The sequence below is a fragment of the Aerococcus sp. Group 2 genome (assembly GCF_905125285.1).
In the GTDB taxonomy this organism is placed as follows: Bacteria; Bacillota; Bacilli; order Lactobacillales; family Aerococcaceae; genus Aerococcus; species Aerococcus urinae_E.
In genome coordinates, this window is record NZ_CAJHPA010000002.1 from 236,180 (window position 1) to 252,204 (window position 16,025).

Annotated in this window: 18 protein-coding genes; 1 reads left to right on the top strand and 17 read right to left on the bottom strand. The window is 47.1% G+C overall.

Translation table 11 applies throughout. The features are described 5' to 3' along the window. Nucleotides 1-185 precede the first annotated feature (185 nt). Complete coding sequence (locus tag JFU01_RS03440) at nucleotides 186-1,604, bottom strand: leucyl aminopeptidase (protein ID WP_195855908.1); 1,419 nt, start codon at nucleotides 1,602-1,604, stop codon at nucleotides 186-188. 194 nt (nucleotides 1,605-1,798) lie between these two features. On the opposite strand from JFU01_RS03440, the gene JFU01_RS03445 reads away from it, so the two are divergent. Continuing rightward, nucleotides 1,799-2,575 (top strand): alpha/beta hydrolase, encoded by a 777-nt coding sequence (locus JFU01_RS03445; RefSeq protein ID WP_195855907.1) that lies wholly within the window; start codon nucleotides 1,799-1,801, stop codon nucleotides 2,573-2,575. A gap of 70 nt (nucleotides 2,576-2,645) precedes the next feature. Here the strand turns inward: JFU01_RS03445 and JFU01_RS03450 are convergent, their stop codons facing one another. The 16 genes from JFU01_RS03450 to JFU01_RS03525 are packed head-to-tail and all read right to left on the bottom strand — an operon-like array spanning nucleotide 2,646 to nucleotide 16,024. Then, nucleotides 2,646-3,413 carry a uroporphyrinogen-III synthase gene (locus JFU01_RS03450; protein ID WP_195855906.1) on the bottom strand — a complete coding sequence of 256 codons (768 nt, stop codon included), beginning with the start codon at nucleotides 3,411-3,413 and terminating at the stop codon, nucleotides 2,646-2,648. Then, nucleotides 3,406-4,404, bottom strand: a complete 999-nt coding sequence (hemC, locus tag JFU01_RS03455) for a hydroxymethylbilane synthase (RefSeq protein ID WP_195855905.1) — start codon at nucleotides 4,402-4,404, stop codon at nucleotides 3,406-3,408. The genes JFU01_RS03450 and hemC overlap by 8 nt, the downstream gene beginning before the upstream one ends. After that, nucleotides 4,401-4,859 carry a precorrin-2 dehydrogenase/sirohydrochlorin ferrochelatase family protein gene (locus tag JFU01_RS03460; RefSeq protein WP_195855904.1) on the bottom strand — a complete coding sequence of 153 codons (459 nt, stop codon included), beginning with the start codon at nucleotides 4,857-4,859 and terminating at the stop codon, nucleotides 4,401-4,403. Before JFU01_RS03460 ends, hemC begins: the two co-directional genes overlap by 4 nt. 39 nt (nucleotides 4,860-4,898) lie before the next feature. Continuing rightward, nucleotides 4,899-5,459 (bottom strand): cob(I)yrinic acid a,c-diamide adenosyltransferase, encoded by a 561-nt coding sequence (locus JFU01_RS03465; RefSeq protein WP_195855903.1) that lies wholly within the window; start codon nucleotides 5,457-5,459, stop codon nucleotides 4,899-4,901. Between the two features lie 2 nt (nucleotides 5,460-5,461). Further along, nucleotides 5,462-6,970, bottom strand: coding sequence for a cobyric acid synthase (locus JFU01_RS03470; protein ID WP_195855902.1), 1,509 nt, complete (start codon nucleotides 6,968-6,970; stop codon nucleotides 5,462-5,464). A 4-nt stretch (nucleotides 6,971-6,974) separates the two neighbouring features. Beyond that, nucleotides 6,975-7,682: a precorrin-2 C(20)-methyltransferase gene (gene cobI / locus JFU01_RS03475; RefSeq protein WP_195855901.1), complete on the bottom strand. Its 708-nt coding sequence runs from the start codon at nucleotides 7,680-7,682 to the stop codon at nucleotides 6,975-6,977. Beyond that, entirely contained in the window at nucleotides 7,672-8,457 is a 786-nt protein-coding gene (locus JFU01_RS03480; protein WP_195855900.1) for a sirohydrochlorin cobaltochelatase, read from the bottom strand. Before JFU01_RS03480 ends, cobI begins: the two co-directional genes overlap by 11 nt. A gap of 11 nt (nucleotides 8,458-8,468) precedes the next feature. Then, on the bottom strand, nucleotides 8,469-9,479 hold the full coding sequence (gene cobA / locus JFU01_RS03485) for a uroporphyrinogen-III C-methyltransferase (protein WP_195855899.1): 1,011 nt from the start codon (nucleotides 9,477-9,479) through the stop codon (nucleotides 8,469-8,471). Further along, on the bottom strand, nucleotides 9,472-10,299 hold the full coding sequence (cobK, locus tag JFU01_RS03490; protein WP_195855898.1) for a precorrin-6A reductase: 828 nt from the start codon (nucleotides 10,297-10,299) through the stop codon (nucleotides 9,472-9,474). Before cobK ends, cobA begins: the two co-directional genes overlap by 8 nt. Before the next feature lie 42 nt (nucleotides 10,300-10,341). After that, complete coding sequence (gene cobJ, locus JFU01_RS03495) at nucleotides 10,342-11,082, bottom strand: precorrin-3B C(17)-methyltransferase (protein WP_195855897.1); 741 nt, start codon at nucleotides 11,080-11,082, stop codon at nucleotides 10,342-10,344. A gap of 6 nt (nucleotides 11,083-11,088) precedes the next feature. Continuing rightward, on the bottom strand, nucleotides 11,089-12,261 hold the full coding sequence (locus JFU01_RS03500) for a cobalt-precorrin 5A hydrolase (RefSeq protein WP_195855896.1): 1,173 nt from the start codon (nucleotides 12,259-12,261) through the stop codon (nucleotides 11,089-11,091). Then, the gene (locus JFU01_RS03505) at nucleotides 12,245-12,997 is read right to left on the bottom strand and encodes a cobalt-precorrin-4 methyltransferase (protein WP_195855895.1); all 753 of its coding nucleotides are present in this window, start codon (nucleotides 12,995-12,997) and stop codon (nucleotides 12,245-12,247) included. The genes JFU01_RS03500 and JFU01_RS03505 overlap by 17 nt, the downstream gene beginning before the upstream one ends. Before the next feature lie 33 nt (nucleotides 12,998-13,030). Next, nucleotides 13,031-13,585 carry a decarboxylating cobalt-precorrin-6B (C(15))-methyltransferase gene (locus JFU01_RS03510; protein ID WP_195855894.1) on the bottom strand — a complete coding sequence of 185 codons (555 nt, stop codon included), beginning with the start codon at nucleotides 13,583-13,585 and terminating at the stop codon, nucleotides 13,031-13,033. Then, a complete protein-coding gene (gene cbiE, locus JFU01_RS03515) occupies nucleotides 13,575-14,201 on the bottom strand; it encodes a precorrin-6y C5,15-methyltransferase (decarboxylating) subunit CbiE (RefSeq protein ID WP_195855893.1) in 627 nt (208 codons plus the stop codon). Before cbiE ends, JFU01_RS03510 begins: the two co-directional genes overlap by 11 nt. After that, nucleotides 14,198-15,325 (bottom strand): cobalt-precorrin-5B (C(1))-methyltransferase CbiD, encoded by a 1,128-nt coding sequence (gene cbiD / locus JFU01_RS03520; RefSeq protein WP_195855892.1) that lies wholly within the window; start codon nucleotides 15,323-15,325, stop codon nucleotides 14,198-14,200. Before cbiD ends, cbiE begins: the two co-directional genes overlap by 4 nt. Nucleotides 15,326-15,370: 45 nt before the next feature. Continuing rightward, nucleotides 15,371-16,024, bottom strand: coding sequence for a cobalt-precorrin-8 methylmutase (locus JFU01_RS03525; RefSeq protein WP_195855891.1), 654 nt, complete (start codon nucleotides 16,022-16,024; stop codon nucleotides 15,371-15,373). Nucleotide 16,025: the final 1 nt, after the last annotated feature.

Sequence of the window (16,025 nt, forward strand, 5' to 3'; positions counted from 1 at the left end):
AGAAGATCCTCCTCCTTAAATCCTTAAACTGACGTCACTTCAATTTTACCCGCTTTATTACCACTTTTAAAGCTTTAGCCCAAAGTGGCTAAAAAGAAAATCGGCCCCGATAGCTATGGAAAACTATGGGAGGCCGATTACTTTTACATTAAGTCAACTTCATTACTAGCCTTGAACCTATTCTACTACTTGGATTCCGCTTGATTTTTAACAAATTGGTATAAGGTTTTCACTGGAACCCCTGTTGCTCCTTGAGGGAGGTAGCGGTAGGCTTTTTCCCCGAAGGCAGGGCCAGCAATATCCAAGTGAACCCAGGGCTTACCTTCCACAAAGTGTTCTAAGAAGACCCCTGCAGTAATGGTTCCCCCATTGCGTCCGGTAGAGTTTCTTAAGTCGGCATTGGTGCCCTTAACGGCTTCCCGTAATTCTTCTGGGGCTGGTAGTTGCCAAATCGGTTCACCAACACTGTCAGCAGCTTGGTCGACTGCTTGGAAGAGCTCAGGGTCATTGGTCATCGCCCCAGCTGTCCGTTCACCGAGAGCGACTAAGCAAGCCCCCGTTAAGGTCGCTAGGTCAATCACGCATTCACTATTCACTTTAGCAGCTGCATAGTAAATCGAATCGGCCAAGGTCACCCGTCCTTCAGCATCGGTATTCAAGACCTCAATCGTGGTCCCCTTCATGGAACCAATAATGTCCCTATTTTTATAGGAGCTGGCAGAGACCAAGTTTTCTGTGATAGCAGCCACACCGACAACGTTTTTATTGACCTTGTTTTTGGCTAAGGCGTAAATACTACCAATTACTGCTGCAGCACCCGCCATGTCGTCCTTCATATCGATCATAGAGTTTGCTGGTTTTAAGGCGTAACCACCGGAGTCATAGGTAATCCCCTTGCCGACTAAGGCGATGGCTTTTTCTTCTGGGCCTTGAGGCAGATAATTCATCACGAGGAAGCGGGGCTCATTGACCGAACCAGCATTAACCGCTAGGAGGGCTTCCATGCCTAAGTCTTCGATTTGTTTTTTATCGAAGATTTCCACTTCTACCCCAAGCCCAGTTAACAAGTCCTTGGCTTGGTCAGCCATTTGCGCCGGACTGAGGTGGTTAGAAGGGGTATTGACTAGATCGCGCGTCGCATTAATCCCTTCCACTAAATGAATCACTTCCTCAACCACTTGGTCAAGGTCAGCGACTTTTTTAGGCAGGTTAATCTTAGCTAGGGAAGAGGTGGATTTGTCACTGAGGTAACGGTCAAAACGATAGTCGCTTTGTAAGAAACCTTCAATAACCCCTTCCAGGGCAGCACGGTCCGTAGCCGCAAAAGAAACATTGGCTGCTTCAACCTTAGCTGCTTTTAATTCCTTAGCTGCCAAGAAAGCCGCAAGCACATAGTTATCGCGTTGAGGCTTTTCACCGAGGCCAACTAAAACTAAGTTTTGGCTATTAGGGCCTAGTGAGCGATAGACTTGCTTGGCTTCGCCCTTAAAGTCCAGTTGGTCTTTTAAATAGTCTTGGGTGGCCTGGTCGACCATGCTTAAGTCTTGACCAGCCTCCACTAAGTAAACATGATTGGTAAAATTTTCATTGCTGACAAATTTCATCACTCATCCTCCAATTCTTCATTACTTCTGTCAATGCTTTCATTATACCAAGTTTAGTGATTTTAGCTAGGTTTAGCGATGAATTTAGGGAAATCAATCAAAAAGATTTGACTTAACCCCTCCTACCGGATCAATCGCCTTTACTAGGTCTTTTCGTTATAATGATCATAAGAAAATATTCAGGAGGTATTCCCATGACTCTTTTACAGACGACACTTTACTCAGATAGTTTGCGCATGGATGTCCATGTCAATATCATTTTTCCTCAAAACTGTGCCCGGACTCCAGAAGATAAACGGCAAAGCTTAAAGCCCCCTTACCGGGTCCTCTATCTCTTACACGGCCTATCCAGTAATGAGGATGGTTGGCTCCGCTTCACTTCCCTAGAACGCTATGCTCGTGATTTAGACTTGGTCATTGTCCTACCTACCACCCACCGCGGCTGGTATATCAACAATGCCATTGGTTATCCCTATAGCAATTTCATCAGTGTCGAACTGCCCGAGATCATCCAAACCATGTTCCCGGTGTCAACAAAACGGGAGGATACCTATATTGCTGGAGCCTCTATGGGCGGCTTTGGCGCTTTGAAGGCGGCCTTCACCTATCCGGAAAAGTATGGTTATGTGGCTAGCTTGTCAGGAGTTACCGACCTGGTCAATGTCTTTGCCCAAGGTCCTGATCCTGAGTCTCCCTTCGAACATCAAATGCTCTTTGACGAGGTGTCTCCTGCTCACACTGACAATGACATTTATTACTTGGTCCAACAAGCCATTGACAATAAGATCGATTTACCCAAAGTCTACTTAACTTGTGGCACTGAAGATAGCTTAATCGAGCAAAACCGCCTCTTCAAGGACCGCTTTGGCGATGTTTTAGAGCTCTCCTACCATGAGAACCCTGGCGAGCACGGTTGGGACTACTGGGACCCAGAAATTAAAAAGGTACTTGACTGGTTACCTACTATTTAATACGAATTACTTAAAATATTAAAAAAGCAGCCTAGCTTAAGTGGAAAGTTTCCTTAAGCTAGGCTGTTTTTTATATCTTATATTCAATCAGACTGTCTACCAAGCCAGCGAAATTCGACTGGTTTGCTTCATGGTAGGGTTTAACTTGGGAGCTACTTTTAAGGATGGCTTGACTGGCTAAGGGACCAATCGTCCACAATTGGATGGCGGACCGCTTCTGCTCTATGACCGGCAAGGACACTAAATCCACCAAAGCTTGCCAAGCACTGGCGCTCGCGATCGTTATGGCTAGGGGCGCTGCTTGGTTAGCCTGACTGATGGCGGCTTGAAGTGATTGACCAACTTTCCAGTTGACTTGCTTTTGATAAACGATCCACTCCTGAATACTTATATCAGACAGGTAAGTTTGCCCTAGAGCCTGGTACTTGCCCTGACTTTGGGGACTAATGGGGACAATAAAACGCTCAATCCTAGGTTGGTAGTGGTCCTTGATTTTCTGGAAATGCTTAAAGGCTTCCTGACTAGTCCCCCCTTGGGTCAAGGCTTGGCAATCAACGGAGTAGTTCTGGCTAAGGTAGCGTCCAGTTTGTTGGCTACTAGAAAAAAAGTTATGCTGACTTAATGTATCACTTGGAGGTAAGTGCTTAAAGGCGGCTTGGCCGGCCATGCGACTGACAAAGAAAAAGGCATCTCCTTGTTGAAGTTTTAAGGGGTTAACCTGGCTCAGAGGCTCCAATTGGATGCCCGGCAGCCAGTCCACTTGGTAGCCCGCTTGCTCTAAGCGGACTAGCTGTTTTTTATTCAAGGAGCGTGATGCCGTCCACAGAAGTCTAGTCATTGCCGTCACCTTGACCTAACCATTTTCCTGCCCCTTGGTCCAAGAGATCTTGGTAAACCGCTTGGCCTAGGGCTAAGGCTTGGTCTAGGGGAGCTTCTAATTGGCTACGAACCAAGGCTAAGCCGTCCTGACGACCAATCATGGCGGTTAATTGAATCATTTGGTCCTTCATTTGACCATAGGCGCCCACCGGATAGTTACAATCAGCCCCTAAGGCTTTGAGAACCACCCGTTCACAAGCCACTGCCTGGTGGGTTTCAGGGTCATCAATGGCTTGAAGGACTTCTCTAGTTTGCTGATCATCGCTCAGACATTGGACTGCCAAGGCCCCTTGCCCCACTGCAGGAATCATTTCATCCAGGCTAAAAGCATGGGCCTGGAGTTCATAGTTGTTGAGGCTATGGGCCTCACTATTAGCTTCTTTTTGGTTAAAGCGCTGGGAGTCAAAAGGATAGTCAAGGAGCTGCAAGCGTTTAAGGCCCGCCGTAGCGAGGACCAGGGCCTGGAAGTCGCCGCGAGCGAGTTTATCCAAGCGACTATCAATATTCCCGCGAACATGGACAATCTCCAAATCTGGTCTTAGGGCATGCAGTTGGGCCAGGCGGCGTAAACTCCCTGTTCCTACCCTAGCACCTTCAGGCAAGTCGCGCCAGTCCATTCCCTTAGCAGTCAAAATCACATCTCCAGGATCTTGGCGCTGAGGAATAGCAGCCAAGACCGTCCCTTGGGCTAATTCACTAGGAACATCTTTTAGACTATGGACAATAAAATCGACCTGGCCTTGGACTAGGGCCTGCTCAATCCAGCGGACAAAGACCCCTTTGCCACCAATTTTAGAGAGGGGGGAGGACTTATCCTTGTCTCCCTTGGTGGATAATTTAACTAATTGAAATTCATCCTGCGGGTAAACGGCCTCCAAAGCCCTGACAACTTCTAAACTTTGTTGCATGGCTAGCCGGCTGCTTCGCGTTCCAATACGATAAGTGGTCAAATCCGATTCTCCTTGTCTTTCAGATAAGATGCGATACTTTCTCCCAGGGCCTTAGCGCCTGCGGGTGACTGCCCTTGACTGGAAATGGCAATCAAGTAGCCCTCATGATTAATGGTTTTCATATTAAAGAAGTTCGATGCTCGCTTGTCCCCAGTCTGGTTGATCAATTGCCCTGACCCAAGATCTTCCGCAATCGCTTGGTTGACCTCTGCTTGATCAGTGCAGGCAAAGATCATCTGATAACCCTGTAAATCCAGAGGGCCTTGGTAGGCTTGCTGAAGCCAGATCAGCTGTCCTTCCCTAGCCCAGTCAGCAATACGCTCAGTCACATGAGGGGCCAAGACCGTGACCTGTCCCGCTTCCTTTATAAGTCCCTGTAATTTTCGCTCAGCGATCCTTCCACCGCCAATGATGAGAACTGACCAGTGACTGATATCTAACATAACTGGATACATGGTTAAGCTCCTTTATGACTTTTTTGTTCCTGGACTATCTTATGAAAAAATATCGCGACTATTTTTATAGGGGACCTCACTGTAATTATCATAATGGTTTAAGGCCCGGGCCAAGCTAAAGAAATAGTCCGATAAACGATTAATATAAGGCAAAACTTGGGGATTATAATCCTGGCTTACCTGGCTAAATTGCACCAACTGCCGTTCTAGTGTGCGAGTTTGCGTTCTTAGCATATGACAGAAGCTAGCAGCCTGAGTGCCCCGGGGAAGGAGAAACTTTTTAATGCTGGGGGTTGCTTCAGTATAATCATCAATCCAAGCTTCTAACTTGTCAGCCAGACCACTTTTTACCTTATAAGGACGTTCTTGGTCTAGGGTAGCATAATCACTCCCGCAATCAAACAAATCTTGTTGGATAGCCAGGAGTTGACTTTGAACTTGGTCATATTTGGGATCAACCAAAGCGGCCAGGTAGCCCACACTAGCATTTAACTGGTCAATCGCCCCATAAGTTCCTACCCGCTCAGAAGCCTTCGAAACACTATGTCCTCCGTACAGTCGGGTCATGCCCTGGTCACCAGTTCGTGTGTAAATTGCCATTCTTATCCTTCTCCTTCAATGATTCGGTCTAAGGCTTCCTTATCAATATGGTCAAGAACATGTTGGGCGAGTTCCTGAAATTGTTCTTCCATCACTGCTGCATAATTTTGGGGAAGCTGGCCCTTGAGTTTGATGCCTTTTTTCTCAGCTAGGGACTGTAGATAAGCATAGGTCCAGGCAGTATTGTCAAATAAGCCATGTAAATTACTTGCAATTAAACGGCCCGCTTCTAAGCAATAGCCTTCCTGATCCGAAACGCTGTCCCCATTTCGTTTGACTAGCTGGGCAAAGGGATTTAAGTGATCTTGACTTTGGATAGTATAGGTCCGCACTTCATAGGCAGACAAGGAATACGCCTCTTCTTCCTCTGCTTTATGTGGCGGATAAGTCGTTTGACATTGAGTCTGGTAGACATCATGCGCCCCGGTTAAGGTCGACTGGTAGGGGAAAATATCCAGACCAGGATAGCTGTTACCGGCTTCATCGCTTAAAGTCTGACCCAAGAGAGTTTGGCCTGCCCCTATTGCAATCAAGTGACTGCCCTTTCCTACGGCTGCTTGAATGGCTGATGCCAGGCCTCGGTCTTCTAGATCTTTTAAGGCTCTGAGAGGGTTGGCGGTTCCTGGAATAATGATTAGGTCCGGTTGCCCGACTTGCTTAGCCTGCTTAGCATAACGCAAAGAAACATCTTCAAAAAGCGATAAGCTATTCAAATCAGTGAAGTTAGCAACCCACTCTAGAGCAATCACACAGACATCAAGGGCCTTAGAGGCGTCGTAGCTGGTCTGTTCCATATGTAAGTCGCAGGAATCTTCGCTTTCAATCACATGGGGTAAGTAGGGAACCACCCCAATCACTTTTACCCCGGTCAAGGCTTCAATTTGTTCAATACCTGGATCAAGCAAGGAGACATCGCCCCGGAATTTATTAATAATAATTCCTTTAATCCGCTTTCCCTGGTCTTTTAATAAAGCGATGGTTCCATAAATCGAAGCAAAGACTCCGCCTCGGTCAATATCAGCCACTAAAATAACCGGACTATCAGCAATTTCAGCCATGCCCATATTCACAATATCATGGTCATTGAGGTTGATTTCAGCAGGACTCCCAGCCCCTTCTAAAACGATCAGGTCATTTTCCGAATCCAATTGGGTCATGACCTCTTTTAGCATAGGTTTTAATTGGGGTTTTAATTCGTGGTAGTCACGCGCATTGAGATCTTCGTAGACCTGCCCTTTAATAATAATCTGTGATTGGGCATCTTGGCTAGGCTTCATCAAAATGGGATTCATCAAGACGTCAGGTTCCCGACGGCAGGCATTGGCTTGCACCACCTGGGCCCGGGCCATTTCAGCCCCGGTCTTAGTAATATAGGAATTTAGGGCCATATTTTGCGATTTAAAGGGAAAGACCCGCATTCCTTCATTAGTATAGATCCGGCCAATGGCTGCTGCCATGAGGCTCTTACCGACATCGGAAGCGGTCCCTTGGATCATTATATGTTTAGCCATGAAGTTAGGCCTCCTTTGACTTACGGACGATCATGGTCGAAAAGTAAGAAATATTCTCATCACCTTGCCAGTCACTCAAGTCCCGGTAGACCGTCTCCGCCTCCATGGTGGCCTGGCTAATAATTTGGGCCTGGTCGCGGAGATTTGCTTCATCAAGGAGGGCTAGGATTTTCTTGAGGTGACGTTTGATTTTCATAATAACAATGGTATCAGCGTTTTTTAGATTCAACCGAATCAGGTCAGTAGATGTTGTTGCTGGTAGGACGGTAAAACTTTCTTCATCAATCACCAGAGGGACTTGCAAAGCTGCCGCCATCGCTTGGTAAGAAGTTATCCCTGCCACCAACTCCACACTATAATCCTGGCACAAGCGTTCTTTCAGATAGGTAAAGGTGGAATAAGTTGAAGGATCTCCCAAGGTTAAGAAGGCAATGGACTTCCCTTGGTCAAGGTCTTGGGCCATGGCTTGGGCTACTTGGTCACATTGCTTGGTCTTTACTGCCCTATCCTTAGTCATAGGAAAATGATAGGTTTTTACCGGGGTATGGCTCGGGATATAAGGCTCTGCAATGGAAAAGGCCAAGCTGGCTTGACCTTTTTTCCCGGTGGGAACATAGATAATATCGACAGCCTTAAGCTTTTCAATGGCTTTTAGGGTCAAATAGCCCTTATCCCCTGGACCAACGCCGATTCCATATAATTTAGCCGGCATGGTCGTCCTCCATCAATTCACCTAAATGCTTAAGGTAAAGTTGGCGAATGGCTGGGTCTTCTCCTAAACCCTCCAAGTGGATCATGACATGGAAGCCATAATTTTCAAATTGCGTTTGCCAGGAATCGGGATCCTCCGAAGCCATATCATTGTGGGCATGGTCACCAGCTACCAGCATGAGGGGGCGCAGGTGGACGGTTTTAACACCTTTTTGCCGTAAATCCTTGATAAAGTCTTCTTCTAATTCGGGATAACTTTCCACACAGCGTACATAAGCTGGTTTATCGGCAAGCATATAATCGAGGGTCACATAGCTAGTAAATTGCGGTGCTTGGGTTCCATGGGCCATATAAACCATAACTTCATCTTGGGCTAGACTTTGGATGTCTTGGTCTAAAACTGAAAGTAGGTCTTGGTAGTCCTCATAGATATCTAAGAGCGGACGGGCAATCTTCACTTGGAAATCTTGGTCTGCTGTTTCTCTTCGGGCTTGGTAAATTTTGTCGACCTCACTCCCATTAATCACATGGAGGGGTTGGACATAGACCCTTTGGTAACCCTCAGCTTTTAAGGATTGTAAGGCTTCTAGGGGGGAGAGCCGAGTCAAGCCTTCATGTTCCTGGATCCGTTTGCGCACAATGTTTGACGTATAGGCTTGGTAAATGGGCCAGTTGGGATAGGCAGACTTAAGCTCTTGATAAACAGTTTCGATGGTTAATTCACGGGTCTTTTTAAAAGTGGTCCCGAAACTTGCTAGTAGAATGGCACTTTTCATATTGAACTCCTTTATTGTTTACTAAAATGATGGATAAAATCATCAACACTACCGTGGAAATGTAGGGTTTCCGCTGCCAAATTTTCTTGCCAGGGATTAAGTAGGTCTTGACTAATCATAATGTCGGCCTGCTTGAGGGCGGTTTTTGCCAGCTCTAGGCGACTACTTTCAGCAGCTGGATCAGGATAAAAGATTAAATCGGCTCCTAAATCCTCTAAAGCCAGGCAATCAGTTAGAGGCGTCTGTGCCGAAATCGCAATCTGGTGGCCAAAGAGCGGGGCTTGACTAAAGAAGTCGAGCTTTTGCTGGTCAGTCACTACCTCCCCAAGGACAAAGAGGGCGGGCGCCTTGATCTGGGCAGCTTGACAATCATCAAACATATGGCCCAGGTCAGAGACCAAGTAGCGTTCTTGAGCTCTTCCTGCCCACTCGATGGCTGCCATAGGCGTTTTTTCATCCATGCCCGCATCAATTAGCCCACTAACAATGTCTCCTAGGGCTTTTACCGCCATTAAAAAGACTGCCGTTCCCTGACTCTTGACAATGGCCTGGTAATCTAAGTCGGTTCGACCCGCTCGGCTCTGACCGGTATAGATGTGTAGGGAACTTGACTTATCCCGGTAAGTAGCTGGAATACCGGCATAGGCTAAGCCGGCAATGGCTGAAGTAATACCGGGAATGACTGCAAAATCCACGCCCGCTTCTGACAGGGCCATGGCTTCTTCCCCTCCCCGACCAAAGAGGTAAGGGTCACCACTTTTCAGACGGACAATAACCTGGTATTCTTGGCTGGCTTGGATAAGTTGCTGGGTAATCTCTTCCTGAGAATGCGAGTGTTTACCAGGCTTCTTGCCCACATTCACCAAGAGGCAGGAACTTGGGGCGACTTGCAGTAGATTTTGATTAATGAGACGGTCATAGAAGATAATATCGGCCTTTTGCAGGCAATCATAGGCCGCTAAGCTGAGATTGCCTAGCCGGCCTAAGCCGGCGCCTACTAAATACACTTTTCCGCTAGTCATCACGATTCTCCTTACTGTGGACATCACTTGAAGCTGATTGTCCCTGGCTTAATAATTGACGGCTTAGGGATAGAACCTCATCAATGTCATGAGTCATTTCAGGATAAGCCACATCGGGTCGGGTAATTTCAATTACATCCATGCCCCGGTCTAAGGCAGCCGAAACCTTCTCATCCATCCCACCGGCCTGGCCACTTTCCTTGGTAATCATTATCTGAGCATTGACCTTTTTATAGAGCTCCGTATTTAAAGCCTTAGAATAAGGCGGCTTAATGGCGTGGATTTGTCCCGCGGATAGGCCAGCTGCTTCACAGTGTTTGACCACGGAAGCGACAGGAAGGACGCGCACAACTAAGCGCTCAGGCCCTAAGATTTGGGCAAAATCACCTACCGTCTTCGACCCAGTCGCTAGGTAGATATGATCATTTTTTCCGTGGCCTTTTTCTTGCCATAGGGCTTCGGCTTTTTGACAAGCTTCTACTAAAGAAGTCACTTGCTGGATGCGAGGGTCTGCTTTGGACAAGGGACGTTCGAAACGTAAGTAAGGAATCCCTACCGCCTGAGCAGCAGCAATGGCATTCTTGGAGACCAAATCAGCAAAGGGATGGGTGGCATCAACCACCAGATCAATGGCATGGTCTTTGAGATAAGTCTCCATCTCGTCTTGGTCCATCCGACTTTGAATCACCCGGTCCTTAAATTTCTTTGAATAAATCTTGCCATAATTAGTCGCTACTGAAAGGGTTACCTCACAACCCCCTTCAAGTAGGGTCTCCATGATTTTGATGCTATCCGAAGTCCCGCCAAATAGAAGTATCATCAGCTCATCCTTTCTCGCTCAGCTTGTCGTAAATCTTCCAGCTTAAATCCCATACTTGTCTTCATAACCGCGGGGCGTATACATCCAGTTCTGGTAAACCTTGGTAAAGCGGTTGCCCACAATCACCGTGGTCGTCATATCAACCACTTCCTCATCGAGCTCATCAATGGTCGTAATGATGGTTTCTTCCTCTTTACGGCCTACATCCTTGACGATCCCAACGACAATATTACCGCCTTTGTAAGATTTAATAATCTCTAGGGCCTTGGCTAAGTGTTTGGGCCGACCTTTGGAACGAGGATTGTACAAGCAAATCACAAAATCCCCTTGGGCAGCTGCATGGAGACGTTTCTCAATCATGGCCCATGGTGTCATCAAGTCACTCAGGCTAATAAAGCAAAAGTCATTCATTAGCGGGGCACCAAGGTTAGCTGCTCCGGCAATCCCGGCACTGAGCCCTGGGATAACCTTGACTGGGATATCTTCTTCTTGACTGGCTAACAACTCAAAAATTAAACCAGCCATGGCGTAAATACCTGAGTCCCCACTGCAAACCACCGCAATATCTTTACCGGTGTCTTTAGCTAATTCAATAGCTTTTTGACAGCGGTCAATTTCACCTGTCATGCCGGTAGAATAAACTTCCTTGCCGCCAATCAAGTCTTCAATTAAGGCAATATAGGTCTTATAACCGACAATAATTTCCACTTGGTCAAGGACTTCAAGACATTCCTTGGTCATTAAGTCCTTGTCACCTGGTCCCAATCCAACAATATATAACATCTTTCATTACTCCTCTTCTTGATAATAAGCCAGGGTAAAAGTTACCCCATTATGGCCATAGCGTCCACTGACCACATGGCCCTTGGATTCCAAATGGGCAGCAGTCTGTGAGACCGAACTCACTCCGACCGTCTTTTTGACAAAATCAGAGCCCGGGTAATAACTTTCAAAAGCCAGTAAGTCTTCCTTGGAAAACGTTTTAAAGTTAAAGTAGTGGTCTTTAGCCAGTTGTAAAATGGCCTCTTCTTCTGCTTTTAGATCAATAGACACCACGGTTTTAATACTTTCCCAGCGCAAATTTTCCCCATGGAGAAATTTTTCTAATTCTTCTAAGAGTAAGGGATAAGGGGTATTTTTTTTGCAACCGATTCCTAAAATGTAGCGTCGGGGAATCATTTCTACCAGAGGCAGGTCCTGGGGCAGGCTAAGATAATTTTGTTGACGATTAGTCACTAGTACTAGGCCTTGGTAAGCTGCCCAAGTAGTGGGGTCAAGTGAGCTAGTTTTTGCTGCTGGCTCCGAGCAACTCCCTTTGGCCAGGGTCTGATAACCCGGAGGCGAGAGAAAATTGAATACCGTCTCATTTAAGTAGAGAATGGGCGCTCCTTCGGCAACCAGCAAGTTAAAGCGCCGGGTTTGTTTCTTAAAATCGCTATAGACGGCCCCATAGCTAAAGGCCAAGTCATCAATTCCTAGCCGGCCTTGGCTATCGGTTGCTGTGGTTATCACTGCTTGACTAGGAAATTCCTTAGCCAGTAAACGGGCATAGTGGTTGGCCCGACCAAAGTGACCCGCTAAGAGACTAATCACGTGCTGGCCGTTTTCATCGAGGACCAATACCCCGGGGTCAGTCATCTTATCTTCAATCACTGGGGCTAAGGCTCGGACCACAACCCCAGTCGCCATAATAGCAATCACCAGGTCTGCAGATTGAAAGGCTTCCTGGAGGGCCAGAACTGCCCGCCCTTGGCTTTGCTTGCATTCATGATAGCGGGGATCTAAGGGGGCTTGGTCAGTCGTCCTTACATAAAGCCTGGCTTGGGGAAAGCACTTGGCTTTAATCTTTCGTCCCAAATCTCTGGCCTTTTGGGTAATGGTAACAATAGCCACCCGCTTATTTTCTTCCCCACGCTGCATCCGTTCTAAAAAGCGGGCATCAACCTTAGTTTCTAAAGCCATGACTAAAGTCCGTATCGTAGAGCTTGGAATAATAGAATTCTTCCCCTAAGAAGTTCCCCACTAAAATCAAAGCTGTGAGCTTAATTCCAGCGGCTTGGGTCTTTTCAGCAATATCTGCTAGGGTCCCCACTACTTGTTTTTCTTCTGGCCAGGTAGCCTTATAAATCACTGCTGCTGGGGTATCTTTGGAATAGCCACCTGCCAATAATTCTTCCACCACGCCCTGGATATTTTGGACTGAGAGAAAGATAGCCATGGAAGTTTGGTGACTGGCTAAGAATCGTAAATTTTCCTTTTCAGGAACGGGTGTCCGCCCTGCCATCCGAGTAATGATCAGGCTTTGACTGACTTCGGGAACGGTATATTCGGTACCGATGGCTGCCGCTGCTCCTAAGAAAGAAGAAACCCCGGGGATAACGGCGAAATCAATCCCCCGTTTCTTTAATTCTTCAATTTGCTCCCGGATCGAACCATATAAAGAAGCATCGCCTGTGTGTAAACGGACCACTTCTTGGTCTTGGCCAATAGCTTCTTCAATCAGGTCTAGGATTTCATTAAGATCTAACTTGGCACTGTCATAAGTCTCTGCCCCACTCTTACAATAGTCGAGCAAGTCTGTATTGATGAGTGAGCCGGCATAAATGACCCGGTCGGCTTGGGCTAGTGCTTTATAGCCCTTTAGGGTAATGAGCTCCACATCGCCGGGGCCCGCTCCCACAAAAGTTACTTTAGCCATATTTAACAACCTTTCTCTTTCATTCACTCTTATTTACTTCTTACAGGAGATGATGGTAGTGGGGTTAAAGGGCTTAAAGTAGTGCCCTGGCCCCATGGTTTTCCGGGTGGCTGCTTGTAGGGTTTGCACCTCAAGGTCTTGCCAGGGGCCCGCTTCAAGGTAAGTAATGGCCTTATAGGCATTTTCCATCAGGATAAAGGTCAATACCAAGCGTCCCCCCGGATTCAAGAGCGCATAGGCCCAATCAATAATTTCGAGTAGCTTGCCCCCACTGCCACCAATAAAAATTGCATCAAAGTGGCCCAAGTCTTCCGTCATGGGCGCTTCCGCTAAGAGAACTTGATAATTTTTCAGGCCGAAGTGAGCCCGGTTTTCTTTGATTAAGTCTACTGCCGCTTCCTTATGTTCGATGGCATAAACGTCTAAATCAGGATATTCTTGGGCGGCTTGTAGGGAAATACTCCCGGTCCCGGCGCCAATATCCAAAAAGCGTTGGGCTTGGTGTAATTCTAAGAGGTCTAAAGCGACCGCCCGGATGGGAGCCTTGGTCATGGGGACTTTTCCCCGGATAAAACAACTATCTTTCATTTAAAATCACCACCACATTCATCGCATAGTCACGGTCTTCCACTTGGCTCAAAGGCCGTTTCTCGATTCGCTCATTGTCATAAGATAGGTTCTCACCAATAACCATTTGGCAATTAGCAAGTTCTTCCCCCTCGCTCCCCTTTAAGAGGGCTTGGGCAATTTGATAAGGTCCCCACTTGTCATCAGTCACCATGGCGACCTTAGGAAATTGACTGATCCATTCAATATTAGGCTCCCGTCCATGACTCGAAGTTAAGTAGACATCATTCATAGCCATCCCTGTTCGGGAAAAAATATACTGGAGAGAAGAAATGCCAGGATGGATACGGATGGCTTGCTGGGGTAAATTACGGTAAAGGTAGTTACCAATCCCATAAAGCATGGGGTCCCCCGAAGCGAGCACCGCTACATCTTCCCCCTTAGCCAGGTGGGCCTTTAAGCGGGCTAAAAGTTCTCCCAGCTTACCTAGTCGATGGGGCTGCCCCTTAATATAATCAGCTAAGGAATCTAATTGCCGCTGGCTTCCGTAAATATGTGGCAGCTGAGCTAATAAGTCAACAGCATGGTTGACCAGATAGTCAGTCTGCCCTGGGCCAATACCAATCACATGAATCATCCCCAAATCGCCTCCAATTCCTTCAATGGTTTAGTCATCACGGTCACATCATGGTCACTCAGGAAAGTAATAGCCTCCACATGGATATCTGGGGCCCGGAACTTAAAGAGCTTTAAGACCCTGGCCTTAATTTTATCCACAATGACTTGGTAAACTTGGCCATAGCCTGCCTCTAAAATCAGTTCAGCTTGGGCTTCGGTGGTAATGGCCTCGTTGACTTCCTGCAATAAGTCTAGGGGCGCCCCCAGGAGGGCCAAGTTGGCCAGCATAATTTCGTTTCTGGCATCGGCATCCTTGGAATGGGTGGAAAAAATTCCTCCCGCAATTTTAATAAATTTGCCCAAGTGGCCCACCAGTAAGATATCGGTAAAACCGATCCGCATGGCTTCTAATAAGACATAGCCCACAAAATTACTCATTTGCACAATATAATCAGGGTTCAAGTGGGTATGTTCAGCGATAAAGTCATTGCCATAATTTCCCGGCGTTAAAATCAACTTATCTAGGCCTAAAGCCTTCTTTTGTTGCATTTCTAGGGTGATCGATTCTTTCCAGGTGTCTTCTGACATGGGGCGAACAATGCCCGAAGTCCCTAGGATGGATATCCCACCCAGGATACCAAGTTGGGGGTTTTGAGTAGCCTTAGCGGTTTCCTCCCCTCCCGGTACCGAGATAACAATGTCCACCCCTTGGTCTGGTCCCAAGAGTTGGCGGGCAGCTTCCTGGATCATTTTTCTAGGTGTGGGATTAATGGCAGCGTTGCCGGGCTCAATTTTTAAGCCGGGTTTGGTTACCCGCCCCACTCCTTGACCGCCATCTAGGGTAATCTGATTATCCCGGCGACGGGTCACGGTCGCATAGATATCCAAGCCATCAGTAGCATCGGCGTCATCGCCTCCATCTTTGACCACCGAACAAGAAGCTTGGTCTAAACTGAGCTGGCAGTGGTCGATTTCTAAGACTAAGTCCACCCCTGCTGGCGTCATTAACTGAACTTGGTGAACCGGTTTTTGAGTCAGTATCATTTCCACAGCGGCCATGGTCGCTGCGGTGGCACAAGTTCCGGTGGTATAGCCCATCCGGAGGCGCTTGCCGTTATAAGATAAATAACCTGTTTCTTTCATCCCGATTCAGCTCCCTTTCCCTGTCTTCTAACTAATTTGGTCAACTTAATTTTGATAGATGGTATCTTTAATATCATATTGGATGGCATTAATAATGGCTGCTGCCACATTGGATCCGCCTTTACGCCCTAAGGCAGCAATACTTGGGATAGGATAATCATGGAGGGCTTGCTTGGACTCAGCTGCCCCCACGAAACCTACCGGCACACCCACAACCGCTTCGGCTTGTAAACGTCCTGCGTCAATCATCTCTAGGATTTTATAAATGGCAGTCGGCGCATTGCCCACGACAAAGACTTTGGGTCCTTCAAGCTGAGCCGCTAATTCAATGGCTGCCATAGACCGGGTAATCCCCTTGTCTTTAGCAATTTGATAGGTTCTGGGGTCGCGGATAAAGCAATGGGTTTCTGTGCCTAGCTCCTTTAAAATTCGCTTATTAATTCCCGATTGGGCCATAGTTGTATCAGTAATCAAGTGGCCGCCAGAGCGAATCACTTCTTGGACCACTTGGGCACCTTGGCGGTCAAAGACCAGGTTGTGTAAATAATCAAAATCCGCTGAAGTATGAATCGCCCGCTTAATAATACGCTCCTCTAGGTCATTTTGAAATTGGAAGTCAGGAAAGTCCCGTTTGATTTCCGCGTCAATAATTTCAAATGAGCGGTCAGTGATGCGTTCCGGTTTTTTAATATAAGCCATC